The organism is Flavobacterium limicola, from assembly GCF_003634755.1.
GTDB classification, from domain to species: Bacteria; Bacteroidota; Bacteroidia; order Flavobacteriales; family Flavobacteriaceae; genus Flavobacterium; species Flavobacterium limicola.
Map to the genome: position 1 here is coordinate 1,486,562 of NZ_RBXA01000001.1, position 26,629 is coordinate 1,513,190.

At 33.7% G+C, this 26,629-nt stretch carries 18 protein-coding genes; 15 read left to right on the top strand and 3 right to left on the bottom strand.

Annotation, left to right across the window (positions count from 1 at the left end; all coding sequences use genetic code 11):
* Positions 1 to 13: 13 nt before the first annotated feature.
* On the bottom strand, positions 14 to 949 hold the full coding sequence (locus BC952_RS06600; RefSeq protein WP_121364758.1) for a transporter: 936 nt from the start codon (positions 947 to 949) through the stop codon (positions 14 to 16).
* A gap of 124 nt (positions 950 to 1,073) precedes the next feature.
* Between BC952_RS06600 and BC952_RS06605 the strand changes: the two genes are divergently transcribed.
* The 5 genes from BC952_RS06605 to BC952_RS06625 all read left to right on the top strand — a co-directional run bounded on the left by BC952_RS06605 (position 1,074) and on the right by BC952_RS06625 (position 7,161).
* Positions 1,074 to 1,355, top strand: a complete 282-nt coding sequence (locus BC952_RS06605) for a DUF4834 family protein (protein WP_121364759.1) — start codon at positions 1,074 to 1,076, stop codon at positions 1,353 to 1,355.
* 48 nt (positions 1,356 to 1,403) lie between these two features.
* Positions 1,404 to 3,809 carry a YfhO family protein gene (locus BC952_RS06610; RefSeq protein WP_121364760.1) on the top strand — a complete coding sequence of 802 codons (2,406 nt, stop codon included), beginning with the start codon at positions 1,404 to 1,406 and terminating at the stop codon, positions 3,807 to 3,809.
* A 64-nt stretch (positions 3,810 to 3,873) separates the two neighbouring features.
* Positions 3,874 to 5,157 carry a glycosyltransferase family 4 protein gene (locus BC952_RS06615; RefSeq protein ID WP_121364761.1) on the top strand — a complete coding sequence of 428 codons (1,284 nt, stop codon included), beginning with the start codon at positions 3,874 to 3,876 and terminating at the stop codon, positions 5,155 to 5,157.
* 48 nt (positions 5,158 to 5,205) lie between these two features.
* Positions 5,206 to 6,666, top strand: a complete 1,461-nt coding sequence (locus BC952_RS06620; protein ID WP_121364762.1) for a lipopolysaccharide biosynthesis protein — start codon at positions 5,206 to 5,208, stop codon at positions 6,664 to 6,666.
* A 195-nt stretch (positions 6,667 to 6,861) separates the two neighbouring features.
* Positions 6,862 to 7,161 carry a hypothetical protein gene (locus BC952_RS06625; RefSeq protein ID WP_121364763.1) on the top strand — a complete coding sequence of 100 codons (300 nt, stop codon included), beginning with the start codon at positions 6,862 to 6,864 and terminating at the stop codon, positions 7,159 to 7,161.
* 3 nt (positions 7,162 to 7,164) lie between these two features.
* Here the strand turns inward: BC952_RS06625 and uvrA are convergent, their stop codons facing one another.
* Complete coding sequence (uvrA, locus tag BC952_RS06630; RefSeq protein WP_121364764.1) at positions 7,165 to 9,960, bottom strand: excinuclease ABC subunit UvrA; 2,796 nt, start codon at positions 9,958 to 9,960, stop codon at positions 7,165 to 7,167.
* 186 nt (positions 9,961 to 10,146) lie between these two features.
* On the opposite strand from uvrA, the gene BC952_RS06635 reads away from it, so the two are divergent.
* The 9 genes from BC952_RS06635 (at position 10,147) to BC952_RS14840 (ending at position 25,278) form a co-directional block, all read left to right on the top strand.
* Entirely contained in the window at positions 10,147 to 12,948 is a 2,802-nt protein-coding gene (locus BC952_RS06635; protein ID WP_244200104.1) for a helix-turn-helix and ligand-binding sensor domain-containing protein, read from the top strand.
* A 237-nt stretch (positions 12,949 to 13,185) separates the two neighbouring features.
* Positions 13,186 to 16,233, top strand: coding sequence for a SusC/RagA family TonB-linked outer membrane protein (locus BC952_RS06640; protein ID WP_121364766.1), 3,048 nt, complete (start codon positions 13,186 to 13,188; stop codon positions 16,231 to 16,233).
* 11 nt (positions 16,234 to 16,244) lie between these two features.
* Positions 16,245 to 17,723, top strand: a complete 1,479-nt coding sequence (locus tag BC952_RS06645) for a RagB/SusD family nutrient uptake outer membrane protein (protein ID WP_121364767.1) — start codon at positions 16,245 to 16,247, stop codon at positions 17,721 to 17,723.
* Positions 17,724 to 17,737: 14 nt separating this feature from the next.
* Entirely contained in the window at positions 17,738 to 19,363 is a 1,626-nt protein-coding gene (locus BC952_RS06650; protein WP_167445705.1) for a carbohydrate binding domain-containing protein, read from the top strand.
* A gap of 11 nt (positions 19,364 to 19,374) precedes the next feature.
* The gene (locus BC952_RS06655; RefSeq protein ID WP_121364769.1) at positions 19,375 to 21,021 is read left to right on the top strand and encodes a glycoside hydrolase family 16 protein; all 1,647 of its coding nucleotides are present in this window, start codon (positions 19,375 to 19,377) and stop codon (positions 21,019 to 21,021) included.
* A gap of 72 nt (positions 21,022 to 21,093) precedes the next feature.
* Positions 21,094 to 23,394, top strand: a complete 2,301-nt coding sequence (bglX, locus tag BC952_RS06660; RefSeq protein ID WP_121364770.1) for a beta-glucosidase BglX — start codon at positions 21,094 to 21,096, stop codon at positions 23,392 to 23,394.
* A 6-nt stretch (positions 23,395 to 23,400) separates the two neighbouring features.
* A complete protein-coding gene (locus tag BC952_RS06665) occupies positions 23,401 to 24,156 on the top strand; it encodes a glycoside hydrolase family 16 protein (protein WP_121364771.1) in 756 nt (251 codons plus the stop codon).
* Positions 24,157 to 24,497: 341 nt separating this feature from the next.
* On the top strand, positions 24,498 to 25,082 hold the full coding sequence (locus tag BC952_RS06670) for an RNA polymerase sigma factor (protein WP_091171946.1): 585 nt from the start codon (positions 24,498 to 24,500) through the stop codon (positions 25,080 to 25,082).
* A 52-nt stretch (positions 25,083 to 25,134) separates the two neighbouring features.
* Positions 25,135 to 25,278, top strand: coding sequence for a hypothetical protein (locus tag BC952_RS14840; RefSeq protein WP_165151563.1), 144 nt, complete (start codon positions 25,135 to 25,137; stop codon positions 25,276 to 25,278).
* A gap of 106 nt (positions 25,279 to 25,384) precedes the next feature.
* On the opposite strand, the gene BC952_RS06675 is transcribed toward BC952_RS14840, so the two are convergent.
* On the bottom strand, positions 25,385 to 26,035 hold the full coding sequence (locus BC952_RS06675; protein WP_121364772.1) for an endonuclease III domain-containing protein: 651 nt from the start codon (positions 26,033 to 26,035) through the stop codon (positions 25,385 to 25,387).
* Positions 26,036 to 26,123: 88 nt separating this feature from the next.
* On the opposite strand from BC952_RS06675, the gene bcp reads away from it, so the two are divergent.
* Positions 26,124 to 26,576: a thioredoxin-dependent thiol peroxidase gene (bcp, locus tag BC952_RS06680; protein ID WP_121364773.1), complete on the top strand. Its 453-nt coding sequence runs from the start codon at positions 26,124 to 26,126 to the stop codon at positions 26,574 to 26,576.
* Positions 26,577 to 26,629: the final 53 nt, after the last annotated feature.

Sequence of the window (26,629 nt, forward strand, 5' to 3'; positions counted from 1 at the left end):
TTAAATTCTATGTTTATCCCTTTTTTACCTTTTTTGCTTTTTTCATCGCTTTACTTTTTGAATCTCCCTTGTCTATATTCATTCTCACTTCTTTATAATTACCGTCATATCGCCAAGAAAAACCTATTCCACCATAAAGAATAGAGGGAGTGTCTTTGAAATTTGTACTTACGGAAGCATCAAGTTGCATGTTTTTGTTTAATAAATAGGCAGCTCCACCTCTTAGAATTGAATCGCTATAAAAATCACTTTTAAATCCCTGATTTTCTATAAATCCAGACCATTTGTCATTAAAACCTCTTGTTAAAGTCAATACATAGCCATAACTTGGAAAATCAGTTCCAATATAATCGGCAATGATATTGGTCACAAAAACCCATTTTCCGTCGCCCAAATGATTTTGAGTAATCAACATGATTTTTGGAGAAATCTGACCTTCTGTTGAGAAATAATATGGATTGTCTGAAAAGGTAAGATTAGCACCCGCAAATACGGAGACAACAGGGATTAATTGACGCCATCTGAAACCGTGATTGGCTTTCCAGCTATAAAGATTTATTTTTTTTTCGTAGTTTTTGAAGGGGTCATATAATAAATACTTTGCTCCTAAAACAGTTTGTTTTAATGCACCTTTTTTAGTTATCATAAGAGGAGCGGTGACTTCTTCATTTTGATATTGTAAGTCAGCAATTAATTCTAGTTTTTCACTAAATAATCCCCATCTTACCATAAAGTCAGCTCCAAATCCATTGGAATCATAATTCAATAAATCATGCTTTTGTTTTATACCATAAATTCCAGTTTCAACTTGTATGACAGATTTTCCTACTGAAAAAGCTGACATTGTTTCTCCCGGTCTATTTGAATTGATTACATCTGTATGCTGACCATAATGAACACTTGGTATTGCGAAAATGAGCACAATAAGTAAGGTTTTGAATTTGAACATAGTATTTATTTGAGTTAAAAAAGTAATAACGCTTTTCAAATGTACTATATTTTATTATTTATTTAAGAATGATATTTTAATTTTGAACGTTGGATTTATTATTTTTGAAAAAAATTACATATTTATGCAAACAGCTTCTTTTACTGGTTTTATAAAAGCAATATTCTATATGATTGCTTTCTACTATATTTTCAGATTTTTGGCAAAATTATTTTTGCCTTTACTGGTTAAAAAAGTAGTCGAAAAAGCGGGGCAAAATTTTCAGCAACAGCAGCAATATCAGCAACAAACTACTTGGAAGAAAACCCAGTCTCAGGATGAAATAATTTATAATACAGAGAATACTAAAAATCCGCGCGAAACCAAAAAAGTGGGGGATTATGTTGATTACGAAGAAATAGATTAAATTTGTCGTTATTAACAAGCTTTTTACTCTAATCCAAACTTTTTTAAATTGAAAATAATAAATAGGTTCTATCCACACGCCCTTGCCATACTTGGTTTTGTTGTAATTTCTCTCCTTTATTTTTATCCCGTGTTGCAAGGAAAACAAATTTTCCAGTCTGATATCGTGCAGTACACCGGAATGGCCAAAGAACAAAATGACTTTAGAGCCACGGATGATATCGAACCGTATTGGACTAATTCAGCCTTTGGTGGAATGCCAACGTATCAATTGGGAGCAAAATACCCACACGATTATATTGGAGCTTTAGATGATGCGTTGCGATTTTTACCGCGCCCAGCAGATTACTTATTTTTGTATTTTCTTGGGTTTTATGGCTTGATGCTCGTTTTAAAAGTGGATCCTTTGAAAGCCTTTTTTGGTGCATTAGCCTTTGGTTTATCTACCTATTTGATTATTATTCTTGGAGTTGGTCATAATGCCAAAGCGCATGCAATTGCGTATATGCCGCTCGTTATTGCCGGATTTATTCTGGTGTTTCAAAAAAAATATATTCTGGGAGGTTTGATTACGCTTTTTGCGACAGCACTAGAAATCAATGCGAATCACTTCCAAATGACGTATTACTTATTGATTTTCCTATTGATTCTTTCCGCTTATTTTATCTATCAGCAAGTTAAAGATAAAGAATATAAATCCTTGTTGAATTCGTTTGGAATATTAGCAGCAGCAGGAGTTTTAGCTATTGGTGCCAATGCTACAAATCTATTAGCAACATCTGAATATGCTGATTTTAGTATTCGTGGGAAAAGCGAATTGACATTTAATCCAAACGGTTCAAAAAACGAGACTACTTCTTCAATGTCTAAGGACTATATCACGGAGTACAGTTATGGAGTGATGGAAAGTTTTAATCTTATTGCACCCCGACTTTTTGGTGGTTCAAATAATGAGGCTGTTGGCAAAGACAGTAATATGTATGAATTCATGATAGGTCAGGGAGTTCCAGAAGATCAGGCAACTGATTTTGTTTCGGGAATGCCAACGTATTGGGGAGATCAACCTATTGTGGCCGCTCCTGCATATATTGGAATCGTAGTATTCTTTTTGGCAATTTTGGCTTTATTTATCGATAAACGCAAAATTAAATATGTATTTCTATCCGGTTCAATAGTTGCGTTAGTTCTTTCGTGGGGTAAAAACTTCCCTATTTTGACCGACTTTTTTATTGATTATGTTCCAATGTATGATAAATTCAGAGCGGTATCATCCATCCAAGTTGTGTTGGAATTGTGTTTCCCCGTTTTGGCTATTATGGGATTGCAGTCTTTCTTCAAATTGGACAAAAAACTGCAATGGAAAGCATTGTATGAAACGACAATTTTAGGTTTAGGAATTATTTTGATTTTATTTTTAAGCAAAAGTATGTTCAGCTTTTCAGGAGGAAACGATGCTTATTTTCAAGAAAGTTACGGTCCTGAATTTGTAAGCGCTCTTAAGCTGGATCGAATGAGTTTGTATAGCGCTGATTTATTGCGTTCAGGCTTTTTTATCGTGTTGACAGCCGGCGTTTTATGGTTGTTCATTAAAGATAGATTTGCTCAAAATACTGCCATTATAATTGTAGGTTTATTGATGGTTTCCGATTTATTTTTTGTGGATAAAAAATATGTTTCCGGGAAAGATTTTGTAAGCGGAAGTCAAGTTGAAGTGCCTTTTCAAGAGTCGCCTTCGGATACTGAGATTCTAAAAGACACCGCTAATTACCGCGTTTTTGAAGTAGGCGATATCATGGGGGCAAGAGCTTCTTATTTTCATAAATCTATTGGTGGTTACAGTGCCGTAAGACCTAGAAGAATGCAGCAATTGATTGATTATCAGATTTCCAAAAATAATATAGAAGTGCTTAATATGCTTAATGTTAAGTATGTTATCCAAAAAGACAAAGAAGGAAAAGAATTCCCAGTATCAAATCCGGATGTTAATGGAAATGCATGGTTTGTGAGCCAAGTAAAATTGGTCAATTCTGCTGATGAAGAAATGAAAGCGTTGGATAGTTTGGATTCTAAAAATGTGGCGGTTGTAAATAGTAAAGATTTTCAAATTAAAAATACGGCTTTCGTCAAAGATAGTTCAGCGACTATAACTTTAGAAAATTACAAACCTAACTACTTGAAATATGTATCTAACAATTCAAATGAAGGTTTAGCCGTTTTCTCTGAAATGTATTATGGAAAAGGTTGGAATGCGTATATCGATGGAAAAAGTGTAGATCATATTAGAGTTGATTACGTTTTAAGAGCTTTAAATGTTCCAGCAGGAAAATACATGATTGAATTCAAGTTTGAACCTCAAGTGATAAAAACTGGAAGCATGATTACGTTGATAAGTTCCATAGGAATGCTGTTGCTTTTGATTGGTGGAATTTATTTCGAAAGGAAGAAAAAGATTTAATATTGTTGATTAACGAATTTTGATTTTAGATTTTAAATTATCGTATTAAAACAAATCCTTGAACTTGAAACCGAAGAAAATTTTAATAATTACCTATTATTGGCCACCGGCTGGCGGACCAGGCGTGCAGCGTTGGCTTAAGTTTGTAAAGTATTTGCCAGACTTTGGCGTTCAGCCTATTGTTTATATTCCGGAGAATCCAACGTATCCCATTGTTGATGAAAATTTGGTTAAAGAAGTTTCGGATAAAGCAATTATTCTGAAACATAAAATTTTTGAACCGTATCAATTGGCTTCTTTTCTTTCGAAAAACAAAACCAAAAAAATCAGTTCAGGAATTATTCCAAATCAGAAAAAGCAATCTTTTCTGGACAAAACCTTTCTTTGGATTCGCGGGAATCTTTTTATTCCCGATGCGCGCGTTTTTTGGGTAAAACCATCGGTTGCTTATCTGGAGAAATACATTGTTGAAAATAATATTGATACCATTGTAACTTCCGGACCACCACACAGTCTGCATCTTATTGGATTAGAATTAAAACAAAAATTAAATCTGAAATGGTTTGCCGATTTTCGTGATCCGTGGACCACTATTGGCTATCACAAATCCTTGCGACTATCGAGTTTCGCTGCCAAGAAACACAAAGCATTAGAGCATCAGGTTTTGAATACAGCCGATACAATTATAGTCACGAGTAAAACCACTAAAACGGAATTTCAAGCGATTACCACAAAACCTATTGCGGTAATAACGAATGGTTATGATACGGAGCAAGTCGAAAAACAAACTTTAGACACTAAATTTAGCTTGGCACATATTGGTTCTTTTCTTTCTGAGAGAAATCCTTTGATTTTATGGGAAAGTTTAATTGAATTGCTACATGAGATTCCTGATTTCAAATCGCATTTGGAAGTGAAATTAATCGGAGCAGTCAGTCAAGAAGTTTTGGAAACAATTACTCAATTTGGCCTTGATTCCTATTTGAATAATTTGGGGTATGTTTCCCATTCGGAAGCGATTGTACACCAAAGAAAGTCGCAGGTTTTGTTGCTTATCGAAATCAATTCTGAAGATACTAAAAGTATTATCCCTGGGAAATTATTCGAATATATGGTTTCAAACCGGCCTATTATTGCGATTGGTCCTAAGGGATCTGATTTTGCCGAAATCATAACAGAAACCAACACAGGTGTATTTTTTGATTATTCAGAGAAAATGAAACTTAAAAGTGTAATTTTGGATTTTTATAATCAGTTTTTGGAGGGGAAATTACAAGTAAATGGAGTTGGATTACAACGCTATTCCAGAAAAAACCTCACGAAAGAATTGGTACAATTAATCCAATAAAAAGTAGAAGTTCAATCTACTGTTAACCTTAAACATTCAACTCCTAAAATGGGAATAGTATTAAATCAATCCTTAAAGAATACGATAATTACCTATTTGGGTTTTGGAATAGGGGCAATTAACACGCTTTATTTATATCCTTTTTTTTTAGGAACAGTATTTTATGCTTTAACAAACTATATACTTTCTTGGGCAAATATTATTATGCCTCTATTGGCGTTTGGGATGCAAAATACTTTGGTGAAATTTTATACGCAGTATAAAACGGAAGAAGAACGCTCTCAGTTTTTATCATTTACAGTGCTAATCCCTTTATTATTGTGTATTCCTTTAGGATTAATTGGTTTATTCTTTTTTGAACCCATTTCATTATACTTGAGTAAAGAAAATCCTGTGGTTAAGGATTATTTATGGCTTATTCCATTTATAGGGCTGAGTATGGCTTATTTCGAAATTTTTTATGCTTGGGCAAGAGTTCACATGCATTCTGTTTTTGGGAATTTTGTTAAAGAGGTTGGACTTAGATTGTTTTCTTTATTTGCCTTAATAGGAGTTTATTACAAATGGATTACTGTTGTAGAATTTATTTATGTTACAGCTATTATTTATTTTCTGGCTTTTATTATCACGATGTTTTATGCTTTCCGAATAAAAAAACCTGTTTTTCAGTTCTCCATTCCTCAAAATGTGAAAGATGTTTTAGTATATACTTTTTTCATTATTTTATCAGGTAGTGTAGCGGTTATGTTGCTGGATATTGATAAGATTATGCTGAATCAATATATTAAAATCGAGAATATTGCCTATTATTCAGTTGCGACTTATATCGCTTCTGTTATTGCTGTTCCCAGTCGTGCAATGCATCAGATTACATATCCCATAACGGCTAAATTGATGCATGAGAATAAACATGATGAATTAAATGATTTGTACAAAAAGACTTCTATAAATCTGCAAGTTGTTGGAGGTTTTGTGATGTTGTGTATTTTTATTAATATCAATCAGTTATATGTAATGGTTCCAAAAGAATATAGTGGAGGAATTCTTGTGGTATTTTTGATTGGTATATCTAAATATTTTGATTTGATTTTAGGAAACAATAATGCTATCATTTTCAATTCAAAATATTATCGAATGGTTTTGTTTTTAGGATTATTGCTTGTTTTTTTGACAGTAGGATTAAACATGTTTTTTATTCCAAGGTATGCCATAACAGGAACTGCAGTAGCTACTTTATTATCTATAACTTTATACAGTTTGGCTAAATTACTTTTTGTTGTCAAACGAATGCATTTGTATCCATTTACAAATCAGACATTGTATTCTCTTGGAATTACTTTTGGAATATTTTTGGTATTTTATTTTTGGGAATTTCCTTTTAGCCCAATAATTAGTATTGGATTAAAATCAATTTTGGTTACCCTTTTGTATGTCTATATCAATTACAAATTTGTTATTTCTGTCGAAATCAATCAAGCTATTGATGTTATTTTGAAAAAATTGAAATAACTTTTGGATTAGTTTTTCAACAAATATTTTAAATCGGTTTTCTTTATATTTTCTGTTGATTTTCAGTTTCTAATATCAAAAAGTAAATATCACTAAAAGTGGGTATTGTAAGATTTCCAAAATGCTGCTATTTTTGCAATTATTATTTAAATTCAATTATCGGAATAAAAGCTAAGATAATTTACCCCAATGATTATGAAAAGCAAAACCTTCACAAGTGATGACAATATGATTAAATTTTCATCTATTCTAGATGATAAAACCAGTGATGGATTTGTAGTTTTAGAACGAAACGATAAGTTGCCTTATGCTGTTTTATTGAAAAAAAGACAAAAGGTCGATCATGTTTTCAATTTTTGTATCTTTTGTGTTACTCTTGGGCTCTGGTCTGTAGCTTGGATTTACATTACACAGGTTTCTTCCAAAGCTAAAAAAATATTAATAGCAATTGATGAAGACGGAAATGCTTTTGAAGAAAATTGTTATATGGGGTAATATTTATAATTTATCCTTTAAATATTTTCCTGTAACAGATTCCTTTATTTTTACAACCTGTTCCGGAGTTCCTACAGCAAGCAATTTTCCTCCGTTTTCTCCTCCTTCAGGTCCTAAATCAATAATCCAATCCGCACATTTTATCAAATCAAGGTTGTGTTCGATAACAATAATCGAATGTCCTTTGTCTATTAATGCATCAAAGGAAGCCAGTAGTTTCTTGATGTCATGAAAATGCAATCCGGTTGTTGGTTCGTCAAAAACAAATAAAGCTTTGTCTTTTGTTGCTCCTTTCACTAGGAATGAAGCTAGTTTTATACGCTGCGCTTCTCCTCCGGAAAGGGTAGAAGAAGACTGTCCCAACTGAACATAACCCAATCCTACATCTTGCAACGGCTGCAGTTTCTGGGTGATTTTAGTCTGTTTATTTTCTATAAAAAACGCAATAGCATCATCAATAGTCATCGTAAGAATATCGTGAATGTTTTTGCCTTCAAAAGCGACTTCCAGTACTTCTTTCTTAAAGCGTTTCCCATTGCAGGTTTCACAAGGTAATTGCACATCGGCCATGAAAACCATTTCCACGTTTATAGATCCTTCTCCTTTGCAGGTTTCACATCTTCCACCATCAACATTAAAAGAGAAATGTTTGGCTTGATAGCCTCTTATTTTTGATAATTTTTCCTTGGCATACAATTCCCGAATATCGTCATACGCTTTAATATAGGTCACAGGATTAGAACGGGAACTTCTTCCTATTGGGTTTTGATCTACGTATTCTATATGTTTAATTTGTGAAAAAGAACCAGTCATTTCAGTAAACTGTCCTGCTTTTTCACCTACATTTTCCAGTTTTTTCTGCATGGCCGGAAAAAGGATTTTCTTTACCAATGTACTTTTTCCACTTCCAGAAACTCCGGTAATTACCGTTAATACATCCAATGGAAAAGTAACATCAATATTTTGAAGATTATTTTCTCTAGCTCCTTTTATTTCAATAAAATTCTTAAATAATCTACGCTTTTTAGGTACGGTAATTTCTAAATCTCCGTTCAAATATTGAGCAGTAAGTGAAGTTGATTTTAATATCTCGTCGTAGGTTCCTTGAGCGACTAAATTCCCGCCTAAAGTTCCTGCTTCCGGACCAATATCTATAATCATATCAGCGGCTTTCATAATATCTTCATCGTGTTCTACCACGATAACCGTGTTTCCTAAATCACGTAAGGAAAGCAATACTTTTATTAGGCGTTCTGTATCTTTTGGGTGTAAACCAATACTTGGCTCATCCAAAATATACATAGAACCAACTAAACTGCTTCCAAGTGAAGTTGCTAAGTTGATGCGTTGCGATTCTCCACCGGAAAGTGTTGCTGAATTCCTGTTTAATGTCAGATAATCCAATCCTACTTCGGTTAAAAAGGACAAACGGTTGTTAATTTCCACTAATAATCGTTTGGCAATTTGTTTTTCATATACATCTAAATCAATGTTTTTGAAAAAGGTAACCAAATGTTTGATAGGCAAATCAACTAAATCAGAAACTGTTTTTTCATTTATTTTTACGTAGGAAGCTTCAATTCTCAGACGCTTTCCTTTACAGGAATGACATTTGGTTTTGCCTCTGTAACGCGAAAGCATGACTCTATTTTGGATTTTATAATTCTTTTCCTCTAGTTCTTTGAAAAAATCATTTAATCCTTGAAAATAGGTATTTCCATTCCAGATTAATTCTTTTTGGTCTTCAGATAATTGATAGTAGGGTTTGTGAATTGGGAAATCAAATTTGTAAGCGTTATTTACTAATTCGTCTCTAAACCAACTCATGCTTTCGCCTCTCCAAGGGAAAATTGCATTTTCAAAAACGGATAAAGTGGTATTTGGAACGACTAATTCAGCGTCAATTCCTATAATATTTCCATAGCCTTCGCAAACGGGACACGCTCCATAAGGATTGTTGAAACTGAATAAATGAACATTTGGTTCTAGAAACGTAATACCGTCTAATTCAAAATTATTAGAATAGGAATACTTTTTATCAGAGTTCAATTCCTGTAAATGGCAAATTCCCTTCCCTTCAAAGAAAGCAGTTTGCACCGCATCAGCCAACCTATTATAAAATTCTTCTTCGCCTGATGTATCGTGATTAATGACAATTCTGTCAATGATTAGAAAAATTTCTTTTTTATCTAAAGCATCCGGTAAATCATCTAAACGAACCATTTCATTATTTACCAATATTCGGGCAAATCCTTGTTGTAAAAGTACTTTCAGTTTGTCTTCCAGTTTTCGTCCTTCTTCCAAATGAATCGGGGCAAGAAGTAGCCATTTACTGTCTAATTCAAACGTTTTTACATCGGAAACCACGTCGGTAACCGTATTTTTTTTGACTTCACGACCGGAAATAGGAGAATAAGTACGTCCTATTCTGGCAAAAAGCAATTTTACATAATCGTATATTTCTGTTGAGGTTCCTACCGTAGAACGGGCGTTTGTGGTATTCACCTTTTGTTCGATGGCAATCGCAGGAGCAATTCCTTTGATGTATTCCACTTTTGGTTTGTCCAATCGTCCAAGAAATTGTCTCGCATAGGAAGATAAGCTTTCTACATAACGACGCTGCCCTTCGGCATATAAAGTATCAAAAGCCAAACTCGATTTGCCGGAACCCGAAAGTCCTGTGATAACCACTAATTTATTTCGGGGAATGGCTACATCTACATTTTTTAAGTTATGTACTTGTGCGCCTTTTATGATGATATTTTTCTTTGGATCTAATTTAGAAAGGTCAACTTGCATAAAAATGATAATTTTTACAAAAGTAATCAATTTTCAACTGACTAAAAGGATTCAACAAGTCACAAATAATCATTAAAAGTGTGGTTTAAAAGTGATTTTCATCCTTGTATAGTTTTTATGTTTTCTATCACCAAAAAAAATAGTATTTTTAAGATTATTTTTGAAAAAATTAATTTCACCATACCATTGAAAACAAAATTATACCTTTTTCTTTTTTTAATATCCTTTTGTGCTTTTTCTCAAGAATTGCCACCCATTGTAAAATACACCTCCACTACTTATGGTGCAGGAAACCAAAACTGGATGATTTCGCAGGATCAAAATCATTATGTTTTTTTTGCTAATAATGAAGGGTTATTAGAGTTTAATGGTTCAAACTGGGGATTATATCCATCTCCAAATGAAACGATTGTTCGTTCTGTTAAAGCGATAGGAAATAAGATTTACACGGGTTGTTATATGGAATTTGGTTTCTGGACGCGACAGGCAAATGGAAAACTAAAATATACTTCACTGAGCAAAACAATAAAAACTAAAATTCTTGATGATGAGCAATTTTGGAATATATTGAATTATGATCAATGGGTAATTTTTCAATCCTTGGATAGGATTTACATTTATGATACTAAAACAGGTGGTTTCAAAATCATTTCTCCAAAAAACAATATTACCAAATCATTCCGTACCAAAAATGCAATCTACTTTCAAACCCTTAACGAAGGACTTTTTGAAATAGAAAGCGGAAAAGGACGATTAGTTTCCAATAATCCAATTTTACAAAGTAATAAAATTGTCAATGTTTTTGCTATTGATGAAGGACTTTTAATCCAGACACAATTAAATGGATTTTATAAACTCATAGGAACTGTTTTAACAAAGTTTTCTACTGAGGTTGATTCGGAATTAGCAGCCAGTAGTGTGTATAGCAGTCAATTACTTTCGGATGGAAGTTATGCTTTGGGAACCGTTTCTAATGGGATTTTTATCTTAGATAATATCGGGAAAATTAAATATCATATCACTCAAAATAAGGGATTGAGTAATAATACAGCGCTGTCTTTGTATGAGGATGCGGATAAAAATCTTTGGGTAGGATTGGATAATGGAATCAATTGCATTAATCTGCAATCTCCAATACAAAATTTTGTTGATGATACTGGAATTCTAGGAACGGTTTATACTTCAAAACTTTATAATGGTAATTTGTATGTGGGAACCAATCAAGGTTTATTTTATAAAAGTTATCAGAGTAATGATGAATTCAAATTTGTGAATGGAACCAAAGGGCAGGTTTGGTCTTTATTTGAGTATGAAGGGACGCTTTTTTGCGGTCACGATTCGGGAACTTTTGTTATTGAAAATGCTGTTGCAAAGAATATATTTTCAGCATCAGGAACTTGGAAATTTGAAACGGTACCCAATCAAAAAGGGCTTTTGCTTCAAGGAAATTATTACGGAATTTCAGTTTTGGCAAAAACGAATAACCAATGGGGCTTTAGAAACAAAATAGCTGGGTTTGATTATTCCTCAAAATATTTTGAAACCACAAATGCGCTGGAGGTCTATGTAAGCCATGAATATAAAGGCATTTTTAGGTTGCAGCTGGATAGTAAACTAATAAAAACGAAGCCTTTTATAACCTATAAAACACCTACAAAAGGAAGAAATGCAAGTTTGACAAAGTTCAATAATACCATATATTATGCGAATAAAGAAGGTATTTTTAAACTGAATGAAAAAACAAAACAGTTTAGTAAGGATGCGGTATTAAGTTCTATTTTTGAAAAAGAGGAATATACTTCGGGGAAATTGATTGTGGATAATTCTAACAAAATATGGTTATTTTCAAAAAATTATATTCATTATTTTTCTTTGAGTAAATTGAGTAGTCAACTTAAACAAAATGTGATTCCTATTCCAGCTTCATTGACCAATTCGATGTTAGGCTACGAAAATATTACTCAAATTTCCAATTCTAATTATTTGATAGGAACGACTGACGGGTATTATATTTTAAATCTTAATGAATTGAGTTTTAAAAACCATAATGTTTCTATAACCACAATCACAACAAATAAGCTGAATGGAAGTTCCGAAAACCGTTTCTTCAAGGAAGAAGGCCGTTTTAAATATGATGAAAATAATATAACCATTAATTATACAGTTCCCGAATTTAATAAATACATCAATGCGGAATTTCAATATCTATTAGAAGGATTTCAAGACGATTGGAGCGAATGGAGCGCAAAACCATCGGTGAGTTTCAAGAATTTGCCTCCGGGCGATTATACTTTTAAGGTCAGAGCTAAGTTTGCAAACTCTACTTTGGAAGATATAGCGGTATATTCGTTTACCGTACAAAAACCTTGGTATTTAACCAATATTGCTCTCCTTGTATATTTAATTTTTATGCTTGTAATGGCTCGATTTATTCATAAGACTTATAAAAATTATTATCAGAAACAAAAAGAGAAATTGATTGAAGAAAATAATCTTTTATTAGAGATTAAAGAGCTTGAAAATGAGCAGGAATTGATGCGCATTAGAAATGAACAACTTTCTCATGATGTAGATATTAAAAATAGAGAATTAGTAGTCTCTACGATGAGTTTGAACAGTAAAAATGAATTGTTAGCTTTTATTAAAGAAGACCTAAAGAAAACGCCGGATGATGGCAACAGGAGCATAAAATCAGTAATATCTACAATTAATAAAAATATTACTGAAGGCGACAGTTGGAGTGTTTTTAAGGAAGCTTTTGACAATGCAGATAAAGATTTTTTGAAAAAAATGAAACTAGCCCATCCTTCCTTAACTCCAAACGATTTGCGATTGTGTGCTTATTTGCGATTGAATCTTTCTTCCAAGGAAGTTGCCCCTTTATTAAATATTTCTGTACGAAGTGTGGAAATAAAAAGATATCGTTTGCGTAAAAAAATGGAATTATCGCATGAACAAGGACTTGTAGAGTACATTTTAGCTGTATAGTTTCCTCAAATTTTCATAAATAAAACTATACATTACCACAACATTAACGTTATTGTTGTGGTTTTTTTGTTTCTAAAAAGAAATTATTTTCTTAATTTATTCTTAATTTCCTGTATTTTTTGAACTATCAAAAATTAAATATGCTTTTTTTTGTATTGTATGTTTTTTGTTGAGGTTCTTTTTAATTTATTATTAGTTCATCCGTTATAATTTTATAATTCACAAAAAACATAAATTATGAAGTCAAACTATCTACTAATCCTTTTTCTAATTCTATCCTCTTTTGGTTATGCCCAAGGATATGATGTAGGAGGAGTTGTTAAAGAAGCAGGTTCTGGTTTACCGATACCAGGAGTAAATGTTCAAGTTAAAAACGGAACAATAGGAACAGCGACAGATATGGATGGTCGTTTTTTTCTAAAAGGGGTTTCCTCTGGCGCAACTCTAGTTTTTTCATATCTAGGATTTAAAAATTTAGAATATAAAGTAGTTTCTAGTAGTAGTACTCTTTCTATCTCACTTCAGGAAGATTCTAAAGTTTTAGATGAGGTTGTAGTAATTGGTTACGGAAGCCAGAAAAAGCGAGAAGTAACAGGAGCTGTATCTGTAGTAGACAGTAAGACGCTTGAAATCTTGAAACCAGTAAGAATTGAACAAGCATTACAAGGTACTGTTTCAGGGGTAAATGTAACTTCACAATCGGGTTCACCAGGTGCCGCCTTAGATATTAGAATTCGTGGTATTGCAACAAATGGAGAAAATGGCCCTACTACTATTATTGATGGTTATGTGGGTGAATTAGGTTTGTTAAATCCTAATGATATTGAGTCTATTACTGTACTTAAAGATGCACAAGCAGCTATTTACGGAACCATTGGAGCTAACGGAGTTATTTTAATAACCACCAAATCAGGTAAAAAGAATTCTAAAGCTAAAATTTCCTATAATACTTATACGGGATTTCAAGAAGCTTCTAGAAAATTAAACTTACTGAATGCTACGGAATATGCGTTGTTATTAAACGAAAGTTATGCTAACGGCGGAAAATCATTGCCTTACACAAGTGTTACTGGTTTAGGTAAAGGGACTAATTGGCAAGACGAAGTGATTAGTAATGGTGTACCTATTATTAATCATGATTTGTCTATTTCAGGAGGTTCAGACAAAGTTACCTATGCAGTTAGTGGTTCGCATTTAGACCAAGAAGGAATTGTTGGTCAAAGTAAATCAGGATTTTTAAGAAATACAGCCAGAGTAGCTTTAAATGCTGATGTTAGTGAAAAATTAAAATTGAAAACTAATGTTATTTATACGTATTTTAATCGTAAAACATTAACTGAAAATGGATTAGGTTCTGTTTTATTCAATGCTTTAAATGTTCCATCCACTTTAACTCCTTACACTGCTAATGGTGATTTTACTTTAGTACCTAATACAACAGGATTAGGAAACGAAATCATCAATCCTTTAGCACAAATTGAAAATACAAATAACGATTACAATTTTAAGAAATTAAACGGAAACTTTGCATTAGAGTACAAATTAATTGACGGTTTAGTTTTGTCAAGCTCGATGGGATTTAATACTTCAAATAGTAAGTCAAGAATTTTTGCTAAACAAGTAGGTTACGGTGGAAAAGTGTTTGATGTTGTCAGAAGTTCAGTAACACAAAATGCAATTAACGATAATAATTACTCATTTGATGCCTTTGCTACTTATACTAAAACAATCGCTAGCGACCACAATTTTGTAGCCACACTAGGTAATACTATCTTTAAAGAATGGGGTAACGGTCTGTTCGCTACTGGGTATGATGTTCCTAACAATTCTTGGGATTTTGCAGATATTTCGTTAACCACGGGAATATTAGATGCAAAAACGAATAGTGCGTATGCCTATGACGAAAGACGTCTTTCTTATTTTGGAAGAATGCAATATGATTTCAAAGGAAAATACCTTTTATCAGCTATGTTGAGACGTGATGGTTCTACAAAATTTGGACCTGGAAATAAAGTAGGATACTTTCCTTCTTTTACAGCTGGTTGGATAATTTCTGACGAAAATTTCTTTGGCCAAGACAAAAAAATCAACTTCATGAAATTAAGAGCTAGTTATGGTACTTTAGGAAATGACCAAATACCAAATAATGGTTATGTAAGTTTATTATCTGGAGAAGGGACTTATGTTTTTGATGGTTCTTTAGTAAACGGAACTGCGACAGGTCAAATTGCAAATCCTGATTTGAAATGGGAAGAAGCTAGAAAATTTGATATTGGATTGGATTTAAAACTATTAAATAATAAAATGTCTATTGTTGCGGATTATTTCATTGATACGCGTAAAGATTTATTGATTCCGAATATTCCTGTTTCAGGAATTACTGGAAATTATGCGCCTGGAGCTTCTGCACCTACTGTAAATGCGGGTACAGTTCGTAATTCGGGTGTTGAATTTGCTGTAGATTTTAAACATGATTTCTCAGACAGTTTTAATATGAGTGTGGGTTACAATTTAACTTTCTTGAAAAATGAAGTGCTAGAAGTTAACAATGGTACCGGATTTATTGAAGGTGGTTCTTTTGGGGTTGGTCAACCGTCTCCTTCTAGAATGCAAGTAGGGTTGCCTATCGGGTATTTCTACGGTTATAAAACAGATGGTATTTTTCAAAACCAAGCAGAAATTGATGTACATCCTTCTCAATTAGCTTTAGGTGCAAATGCTGCTCCTGGAGACATTAAATTTGTAGATATAAATAAAGATGGGGTTATTGATGCTAATGACAGAACTGATATTGGGAATCCAATACCTACTGCTACTATGGGTTTTAATTTACAACTGAATTATAAAAACCTTGATTTTGCACTTTACACGTTTGCTTCTGTAGGCAATGATATGGTAAGAAATTACGAAAGAACATTATCAGATGCTAACCGATTGAATTATGTATTAGACAGATGGACAGGTGAGGGTACTAGTAACTCTGTTCCAAGGGTAACAACTGGTGCGACAGCAAACAATGTTTTTTCTGATTATTTTGTTGAGGATGCTTCGTATTTGAGAATCCAAAACATTCAATTAGGATATACTTTGAATCCTAAGATATCTGAAATTGTAAAAATAACAAAACTACGTTTGTATGCCGGAGTAAATAATTTGTACACCTTTACTAAATACAAAGGTTTTGACCCAGGTGCTTCTAATGGTGATCCTATAGGTGGCGGAATCGATTACGGTTTTTATCCTATTCCTAGAACGTATTTATTAGGACTAAATATTAATTTTTAATTCCAATTAAGATGAAAAAGTACATATATATATCCATAACTGCAGTAGCGCTATTTTCGTTGCTTACAGTTTCATGTAGCGATGATTTTGTGGATCGCGACCCCGTTTACTCTATCGATTCTGAAAATTATTTCAATTCAAAAACAGATTATGAAAACGCTTTAGTGGCTGCTTATGATCCGCTTCAATCATCGTATGTAAACGTATTGCTGGGCGAAATTGCTTCTGATAATACTTTAGCAGGAGGTGAAAGTCAAACAGATGTTATCGGTTTTCAACAAATTGATGACATGATACATACGCCAGTGAATAGCAACCTTAGAGACATCTGGAACTGGATGTTTGGAGGAGTAAATAGAGCTAATTATATTTTAGAATTCAAAGACAAAATAGACTTTGAGGGAAAAAACCAAATAATAGCTGAAGCACGTTTTTTAAGAGCCTATTATCATTTTGAATTAGTAAAATGGTTTGGTGCGATTCCATTAAAAGGAGATGCTCGTTTTAAAATTGGTGACGAAAAAACCATAGCACGTTCTTCAGTGGCTGATGTTTATGCTTCAATTGAAGCAGATTTGATTTATGCTTCAGATAACTTAGCAGCAGTACCTTCTCAAAAGGGGAGAGCGACTAAAGGAGCGGCTCTAGCTCTACTTGGAAAAGCTTATTTATATCAAGATAATTTTGGAAAAGCAGCTACTACATTACAAAAAATAATTACTGATAAAAATTATTCTTTGGTTCTGGATTATAATACCATTTTTGAGGAGGTAGGAGAAAACGGAGAAGAATCAGTTTTTGAAGTACAATATACTGATGTCAAAGGTGCAGGTTTTGGATGTTTACAATGTAGTGAAGGAAATGTTGCTGTAGGTTTTAGCGGACCAAGAAATTATTCAGGTCCCTTGTATACCTCAGGTTTTAGTTTTAATGTTCCAACTGCTAAAATTGTAAATGCTTTTGAAGTAGGTGATAAACGTAAGGATGTAGCAATATTAGACATGACTGCATGGGGATTAGCAACTGGTGCGACTTATGGTCAAGGATATGAAAATACAGGTTATTTTAATCGAAAATACATTCCGAGAAAAAGAAGTTCAAACGCAGCTGGAGATTTAAACTTAACAAATCCTAATAATTATAGAGTCATCCGTTATGCTGATGTTTTATTGATGGCAGCTGAGGCGTATAATAGAGGAGGAATTGATGATGCTAAAGCAAAATTGTATTTAAATGAAGTAAGAAGACGTGCTTTTGGGGATACAAATCATGATATTACGGCTTCAGGAGCTGCATTAACCGATTTTATTTGGGCAGAAAGAAGAGTAGAGTTTGTTGGTGAAGGGCTTCGTTTCTTTGATTTGGTAAGAACCAAAAAAGCAACTCAAGAAATAAGTGGATTCACCGCTGGTAAAAACGAATTATTTCCTATTCCTATCGAGGAAATTCAATTCTCAAGCGGAAATTGGACACAAAACTCTGGATACTAATAAAAAAAAATATCATGAAAAATATAAAATATATAACAAGTCTTCTCGTAGCGGCACTAGTTTTTAGTTGTTCCTCTGAGAATGAATTAGTTGACTTAGATGTTCTTGGAGCTCCAACTAATATTTCGGCTTTGACCACAGTTACTCAAGACAATACAGGAAACGTAACTTTCTTGCCTCGTGGGGAAGGAGTTACTCGATATGAAATTTACTTTGGCGACGGAACAACGGAGCCTGCATATGTAAATGCGGGTGAAACAGTAGATCATACGTATAAAGAAGGAATTTATAATGCAAAAATCGTAGGAACGACGTTGAACGGTAAAAAAACTGAAGTTACTCAAAACGTAGTAGTTTCATTTAAAGCACCAGAAAATTTAGTAGTAACTATCGAAAATGATCTAGAGGTTTCTAAGAAAGTTAATGTAAAAGCCACTGCAGATTATGCATTATTTTATGATGTTTATTTTGGGGAAGCTGGAAAACCGGATCCAATAAGTGCTAATAATGGAGAATCAGTTTCCTATACTTACCAAAATGCGGGGGTTTATACAATTAGATTGGTTTCTAAAAGTGCTGCTATTAAAACTACAGAATTCATCAAGGAGTTTACAGTGACTATTGTAAACAAGCCTTTTACATCAGCAGCGACACCTCCAAATAGACAGGCTTCAGATGTAATTTCTCTGTACGGTTCAAAATACACTAATGTTGTAGGAACTAATTTTTTTCCAGATTGGGGACAAGGAAATCAAGGAAGTAGCTGGGCTGAATTTGACTTGAATGGAGACAAAATGCTTAATTATATTAAATTGAGTTACCAAGGAATCGCTTTAGCAGATGGTAAAACAATTGATGTATCGGGTATGGAATTTCTTCACATGGATGTTTGGACTGCGGATTTACAAAAGCTAGAAACGTCTTTGATTAGCAAAACTAATGGGGAGAAACCAGTAGTAAAAAACTTAGTTGCTAATCAATGGAATAGTATTGATATTCCAATTTCAGCCTTTACAAGTCAAGGGTTAACTGTTGCTGATATTTTTCAATTGAAATTTGTAGGTACACCATGGGCAGAAGGAAGTGTGTTTATTGACAACATCTATTTCTATAAAGCTCCTACTGCATTAATTGAAATGCCAATTGACTTTGAATCTACTACTTTGACATATCCATGGGCTGGTTTTGGAGCTGCTGATTTTAGTGGTATCCCAGTTTCTGTAGTAACAAATCCTGACAAAACAGGAAATAATGTTTCGAATAAAGTGGTTAAAATAGAAAAAACTGCAGGAGCTCAAGTTTGGGCAGGAGCAAGTTTGAATTTAGATTCAAAAGTTGATTTTTCTAAAGGAACTAAAGTAAACGTAAATGTTTGGTCACCTAAGGCAGGAGCAAAAATATTATTGAAAATGGAAGTGTCTACGTCTCCTAAAGACGGAAATAATAATCCAACTGTTTTTGTAGAGGTTGAAGCCACTGCTACTGTTGCTAATTCTTGGCAAGTAATAACTTTTGATCTCACAACTTCCTCTTCGTTCAATACTGCTAATGCTTATGATAGAGTGATTTTATTCCCTGATTTCAATGTTGGTGGTACTGGAACTAGTTACTATTTTGATGATATAAAACAATCCAACTAAAAATATAAAAGATGAAAAATATATTAATAAATGCAATCGCCCTTTTTACATTGCTATTGATGGTTAATTGTTCAAAAGATGATTACTCTTTTGGGGAATTAGCGGCTCCTAGTAATTTGCAGGTAGAGTATGAAATAATAGGAAAAACAGTTGCTACACCTGATGGTGATGGAACAGGAAAAGTGAAATTTACTATAAAAGCTGATAATGCTGTATCGTACAAATTTGTTTTTAGTGATGGTACTTCTGAAAATGCTCCTGGTGGCGTTTATGAAAAACGTTTTACTAAGACCGGTGTAAATTCGTATACAGTTGTTGTTGTTGCTTCGGGCAAAGCGGGATTAACATCTAATACAACAGTTGATGTTAAGGTATTAAGTACTTTTAGTGATGATGAAGCAGTGACATTATTGTCGGGTGGAACTTCTAAAAAATGGTATTTTTCTGCTTCAGAGGTAGGACATTTAGGAGTAGGGCCAAATAATTCAAATGCGGATCAAAATTATTACGGTTTTTACTATCAAGCGGTAGCTTTTGAAAAAGCTGGAGCAGCAAGCACTAGTTGTTTGTATGATAATGTATTGACTTTCTCAGAAGTGGGAGGACAGTTGAAATTCAATTTGGACAATGGCGGAACAACATTTTTTAATAAAGCTTTCTTAAGTGTTGCTGGTGGTTCAGGAAGTGATGATTCCTGTTTGAATTATGCGACTACTGGAATAAAATCAGTGTCATTAAGCCCTTCAGAATCGTTTGTAACCAAAAATCCTAATGCGGCTACTCAAACACGTGGTACGTTGATGACTATTTCTGATGGTGGATTTATGGGGTATTATATTGGACAGAGTACGTATGAAATTTTAGCTCTTACTGAAAACAGAATGGTTGTTAGAGCTGTTCAGGGTAATGATTCAGGACTTGTGTGGTACCATACTTTTACAACTACAAAGCCAGTTCAAGCAGCTCCGGATGCTGATTACACAAATTTAGTTTTTTCAGATGAGTTCAATACTGACGGGGCTCCTGATGTTTCAAAATGGAGTTATGATCTTGGCGCTGGTGGCTGGGGTAATGATGAAAAACAAACCTATACAAATGCGGCTGATAATATTATTGTAGCTGGCGGAAGCTTGAAGATTACTGCTAAAAAAGTAGGTACAGGATATACTTCATCTAGATTAACATCCCAAGATAAATACGAATTCAAATATGGTAAAATTGAAGTTAGAGCCAAACTGCCTTCAGGGGGAGGTACTTGGCCAGCTATTTGGATGCTAGGAGCTGATATTGATACAAATGCTTGGCCGGCATGTGGTGAAATAGATATTATGGAGTATAAAGGAAATGAACCTTATAGTGTTTATGGCACATTTCATTATCCTGGACGCTCTGGTGGAAATGCAGATGGAAACAAAGTGCCTATTTCAAATGCGTCAACTGAGTTTCATGTGTATAAAGCGATTTGGAGTGCTACATCTATTAAAATTTTAGTAGACGAAACCGTAGTCCATTCTATAGTCAATAATAACACCATACCATTCAATAAAGATTTTTTCTTGCTATTTAATGTTGCAATGGGAGGAACTTTTGGTGGAGCTATTGATCCTGCTTTTACACAATCTTCAATGGAGATTGATTATGTAAGGATTTATCAATAAAACAGAAAATAGGGAATGAATAAGGAGGTCGGTTCTTTTACCGGCCTTTTAATTGTAATAAAATGGATAAAGATGAAAAATAAATCCCTGTTAGCATCATTTGCAATAGCAGCTCTAGTAATTACAGGTTGCAGCAATAAAATTTTAAAATCTCATGTTTCATATTCTAAAGAAAATCTTTTAAATACTAAAGTTGATTCGGTTCTCCAATTGATGACTTTGGAAGAAAAAGTAGGACAACTCAATCAATACAATGGTTTTTGGGATATTACAGGTCCAACTCCAAAAGAAGGTCAAGCGGCCAAAAAATACGAGGATCTAAAGAAAGGTTTAGTCGGTTCAATGCTGAATGTGAAAGGCGTTAAAGATGTAAAAGCGTTGCAAAAAATAGCGGTCGAACAAACCCGATTGGGAATTCCTTTGCTTTTTGGATTTGATGTTATTCATGGGTATAAAACGATCAGCCCAATTCCGCTCGCTGAAGCAGCAAGTTGGGATTTAGAAGCGATGAAAAAGTCGGCTGCAATAGCTGCTGAAGAAGCCGCTGCCGTAGGACTAAACTGGACTTTTGCACCCATGGTTGACATAGCCAGAGATGCCCGCTGGGGACGCGTTATGGAAGGTGCGGGTGAGGATCCATTTTTAGGAAGTAAAATTGCCGTAGCTCGTGTACAAGGTTTTCAAGGTGAAGATTTAGCCGCTGTAAATACTATTTTAGCTTGCGCCAAACATTTTGCAGGATATGCTTTTGCCGAATCCGGAAGAGATTATAATACGGTTGATATAAGCGAAACGGTGTTACAGAATACTATTTTTCCACCTTTTAAAGCGGCAGTTGATGCAGGTGTGCGAACATTTATGAATTCTTTCAATGAATTGAATGGAATTCCCGCAACAGGAAATGCCTATTTGCAAAGAGAAGTTTTGAAAAAAGATTGGAAATTTGATGGTTTTGTAGTTTCGGATTGGGGTTCTATCAACGAAATGATTCCACATGGTTTTGCTAAGGACAGCAAACAAGCAGCTGAAATAGCGATTAATGCAGGTTCAGATATGGATATGGAATCCAGTGCGTATGTGGAGCATTTGGTGGCATTAGTCAAAGAAGGCAAAGTCAAAGAAAGTATTATTGATGATGCGGCGAGACGTATTCTGAAAGTAAAATTCGAATTAGGTTTGTTTGATGATCCATACAAATATTGTGATGAAAATAGAGAACTAGCAACCGTTGGAAAAGCAGAATTTCAAGAAGGAGTTTTGGATATGGCCAAAAAGTCAATCGTGCTTTTGAAAAATGAAAAGGAATTATTGCCTCTTAAAAAATCAGGTCAAAAAATTGCATTAATTGGTGCTTTGGCAAATGATAAAACGAGTCCATTGGGAAGTTGGAGAATCGCTGCGGATGATAATTCAGCAGTTTCTGTTCTGGAAGGATTACAAAAGTACTCAGGAAATCAACTTACTTATGCAAAAGGAGCTGAGGTAACTGAAGGAAGAACACAATTCATTTGGGAAACTAAAATCAATACGACGGATAAGAGTGGATTTGCAGAAGCTATTGCAGCTGCAAAACAAGCTGACGTGGTAGTTATGGTTTTGGGAGAACACGGTTTACAATCTGGCGAGGGAAGAAGCAGAACCGATATTGGTTTGCCGGGTGTACAGCAAGAATTATTGGAAGCAGTTTATAAAGTCAATCCTAATGTGGTTTTGGTTTTAAATAATGGTCGTCCATTAGCAATTCCTTGGGCCGATGAAAATATTCCTGCAATAGTTGAAGGTTGGCATTTAGGAACACAAAGCGGTAATGCAATTGCGCAGGTTTTATACGGTGATTACAATCCAAGTGGAAAATTGCCAATGACTTTCCCGAGAAACGTAGGTCAGATTCCTATTTATTACAATTATAAAAATACGGGAAGGCCAGTTATGAATGAACCCGAAAGTGTTTTTTGGTCGCATTATATCGATGAAAAAAATACGCCTTTGTATCCTTTTGGTCACGGTTTAAGTTATTCTAAATTTGAATATTCGGATTTGCAAGTATCATCCAAAACATTTGCTGAAAACGGTAAAATTGAAGTTTCTGTAAATTTAAAAAATACTGGAAAAGTTAATGGAAAAGAGGTCGTTCAATTGTATATTAGAGATTTGATAGGAAGTATCACGCGTCCCGTAAAAGAACTGAAAGGATTTGAAATGATCGAATTACAACCCAACGAAACTAAAAAAGTGGTATTTACAATTGATGAGAAAACAATCGAATATTTTACAGCCAATAGAAAATGGGAAGCAGAAGCTGGAGACTTTAAAGTATTCATCGGAGGTAGTTCAGTGACAAAATTGGAAGGTGATTTTCAATATTCTAATTAAAATAAAATGAAAAAAATATTAGTACTATTACTTGTGGTCAATTTTTCTTTTGCACAACAGAACAAACGAAAACTAGTTTGGGAAGAGAATTTCAGCGGTAAAACGTTAAACGAAAAGAGTTGGAATTTTGAACTGGGTGACGGTTGTCCTAATTGCGGTTGGGGAAATAACGAACGACAATTGTACACGAAACAAAATCACAAGCTTGCTAAAAACAAATTGGTCATTACAGGTAAAAAAGAAGGTGATAAATACACTTCGACACGCATTACTACCAAAGGTAAAAAAGAGTTTCAATACGGTCGTTTTGAGGCCAGAGCAAAGTTGCCTGTTGGACAAGGAGTATGGCCTGCTTTGTGGATGTTAGGTTCTAATATAAATGAAGTTGGCTGGCCAAAATGTGGTGAAATCGATATTTTAGAATATGTTGGGAAAGAACCCAATATGGTTTTTACTTCTTTGCACACCCAGGACAGCCATGGAAATACGATAAATACCAAGAAAACAAGATTTGATGATATTGAGGAAGGTTTTCACATTTACGCTATGGAATGGACAAAAGACAAAATCGATTTTTTTGTAGATGATACTTTAGTGTATACGTTTCAGCCTGAAAATAAAACAGAGGCAATTTGGCCTTATAACCAGCCTTTTTATTTTATTGTGAATATGGCAATAGGAGGAAACTTTGGTGGACCAGAAGTTGATGATAATATTCTACCGCAGGAGTTCATAGTTGATTACATCAGAGTCTACCAATAATCGTAGACAATCAGCAATATAGTTAAAACTAAAATAAAGTTTGATTCTAATGCATTAACAATCAGACTTTATTTTAGTTTTTTTATTTTTAAGAATTCCTTGACATAAACTATTCTTTTTGTTCAACGGCATGCTATTTGTATGATAAATGTGAAAAAAAGAAGAAAAATTTTAACAAATTTTATTCATGATATGTTAATTTTCATTAATTTTACTTGCATGTTAAAATAATATTTAGTTAAATTTGAAAACTTAACGAACCTAATCCAATTTAGCCTATAATAGAAAACTACTTTTTAGAGAAAACTCTCCAATTTTAATTAAAACTAAAAAGTATTATTATGGTTAATATACAACTCCCAGACGCGTCATTAGTTAAGGAATATGTCGCAGGTAATGAGGATGCCTTAGCTAAACTAATAAAAAGGCATGAATCAAAAATCTATGGATTTATTTATTCTAAAATCCCCGACAGAGATATTACCAACGATATTTTTCAAGATACCTTTATCAAAGTGATTAAGACTTTGAAATCAAACTCCTATAATGAAGAAGGTAAATTCTTGCCATGGGTAATGCGTATTTCCCATAATCTGGTGGTTGATCATTACCGTAAAACGAAAAAAATGCCCATGTTCAGAGAAACGGAGGAATTTTCTATTTTCTCAATTATGTCTGATGATTCCTTGACGATAGAAAATAAAATAATTTCGGAACAAGTCGAAATGGATTTGAAAAAATTAATTGAAGAACTTCCAGCGGATCAAAAAGAAGTTTTGGTGATGCGAATGTACCAAGATATGAGTTTCAAGGAAATTTCGGAATCTACCGGAGTGAGCATCAATACGGCTTTAGGGAGAATGCGTTATGCTTTGATGAATTTGAGAAAAGTAATTGATAAACACCAAATTGTTTTGACCAATTAACAATATCTTGAAACTTGCTGCGTTGTAATAGAAAACAAATATGTATTACTATATGGCAAAAACTTACTCAAAAAAATCATTAGTTTACCAAACGATGAAACCAAGTAAAGAAACAATTTCTTTTTTATTAGGCTATTCCAAAGCGTTAACCATAATAAAAGTAGATAATAAAAGTTTCGAAATTATATCGAATTAGAATTGTATTAATTGATGAAAAGTTAGTTTAACTATTCTAATAAGTATTAACTAAAAAAAACCGCTGATTCTTAATGGGAATCAGCGGTTTTTTGTGTTTAGTTAATTTATTTTTTATAATAAGTGTCAATAACCGTTTTTCGACCAATGGTTTTGGTGATAATATCTTTTTCTAAATCCCACCCACGAGCCGGAGAATATTCTCTTCCGTACCAAATAATCTGAAGATGCAAGTCATTCCAGATATCCTCAGGAAAAAGACGTTTGGCATCTTTCTCCGTTTGGACTACGTTTTTACCATTGGTTAAATTCCAGCGGTACATCAAGCGATGAATGTGCGTGTCCACAGGAAACGCAGGAACTCCAAAAGCTTGCGACATCACGACACTGGCAGTTTTATGTCCTACTGCGGGTAATTCTTCCAGAAATTCGAAACTTTCAGGTATTTTTCCGCCGTGTTTGTCAATTAAAATATGTGATAAACCATGAATTCCTTTAGATTTCATTGGCGATAAGCCACACGGACGAATGATTTCTTTTATTTCCTCCACAGACATTTTGATCATATCGTACGGATTATCAGCTTTTGCAAAAAGCAAAGGCGTAATCTGATTCACTCGCACATCTGTACATTGTGCTGATAACAGAACAGCGATCAATAATGTATATGGATCTTTATGGTCCAGCGGAATTGGAATCGTAGGGTATAATTCTTTTAACGTATTTATAACAAAAGTTACACGTTCTTGTTTATTCATTATTCATTAAATTTGATTGTAAAGAAAAACAATTTCAATGGCAATAGCAATATTCAAATTCAATTCAAATAAGTAAAAAATACAAATAATGACAACATTAAAAAAAGGAGATAAAGCACCTAATTTTTCAGGTGTAGATCAAGACGGGAAATCACATCAATTAACGGATTATTCAGGAAAAAAATTAGTAGTTTTCTTTTATCCAAAAGCAAATACGCCGGGATGTACTGCTGAAGCTTGTGATTTAAGAGACAATTTTGAACGATTTCAAGCTAATAATTATGCGTTGTTAGGTGTAAGTGCTGATTCAGCGAAAGCTCAAGCGAAATTTAAAGACAAGTATGAATTTCCTTTTCCATTACTTGCTGATGAAGATAAATCAGTTATTCAGGCTTTTGGAGTTTGGGGACCAAAAAAATTCATGGGTAAAGAATATGACGGTATTCACAGAACCACATTTGTAATTGATGAAAAAGGAATTATCGAAGAGGTGATTTCTGATGTAAAAACTAAGGCGCATGCTGCTCAAATACTTAAATAAGTATTAGTGTTGCCTTTTGGTATTCAGTTACCGGTTCAATTTAAAATACATTT

Bases quoted from the DNA above. Each gene is read 5' to 3' on its own strand.
- BC952_RS06600 (WP_121364758.1), bottom strand. From the start codon at position 949: ATGTTCAAATTCAAAACCTTACTTATTGTGCTCATTTTCGCAATACCA.
- BC952_RS06605 (WP_121364759.1), top strand. From the start codon at position 1,074: ATGCAAACAGCTTCTTTTACTGGTTTTATAAAAGCAATATTCTATATG.
- BC952_RS06620 (WP_121364762.1), top strand. From the start codon at position 5,206: ATGGGAATAGTATTAAATCAATCCTTAAAGAATACGATAATTACCTAT.
- BC952_RS06625 (WP_121364763.1), top strand. From the start codon at position 6,862: ATGAAAAGCAAAACCTTCACAAGTGATGACAATATGATTAAATTTTCA.
- uvrA (WP_121364764.1), bottom strand. From the start codon at position 9,960: ATGCAAGTTGACCTTTCTAAATTAGATCCAAAGAAAAATATCATCATA.
- BC952_RS06640 (WP_121364766.1), top strand. From the start codon at position 13,186: ATGAAGTCAAACTATCTACTAATCCTTTTTCTAATTCTATCCTCTTTT.
- BC952_RS06645 (WP_121364767.1), top strand. From the start codon at position 16,245: ATGAAAAAGTACATATATATATCCATAACTGCAGTAGCGCTATTTTCG.
- BC952_RS06650 (WP_167445705.1), top strand. From the start codon at position 17,738: ATGAAAAATATAAAATATATAACAAGTCTTCTCGTAGCGGCACTAGTT.
- BC952_RS06655 (WP_121364769.1), top strand. From the start codon at position 19,375: ATGAAAAATATATTAATAAATGCAATCGCCCTTTTTACATTGCTATTG.
- bglX (WP_121364770.1), top strand. From the start codon at position 21,094: ATGAAAAATAAATCCCTGTTAGCATCATTTGCAATAGCAGCTCTAGTA.
- BC952_RS06665 (WP_121364771.1), top strand. From the start codon at position 23,401: ATGAAAAAAATATTAGTACTATTACTTGTGGTCAATTTTTCTTTTGCA.
- BC952_RS06670 (WP_091171946.1), top strand. From the start codon at position 24,498: ATGGTTAATATACAACTCCCAGACGCGTCATTAGTTAAGGAATATGTC.
- BC952_RS14840 (WP_165151563.1), top strand. From the start codon at position 25,135: ATGGCAAAAACTTACTCAAAAAAATCATTAGTTTACCAAACGATGAAA.
- BC952_RS06675 (WP_121364772.1), bottom strand. From the start codon at position 26,035: ATGAATAAACAAGAACGTGTAACTTTTGTTATAAATACGTTAAAAGAA.
- bcp (WP_121364773.1), top strand. From the start codon at position 26,124: ATGACAACATTAAAAAAAGGAGATAAAGCACCTAATTTTTCAGGTGTA.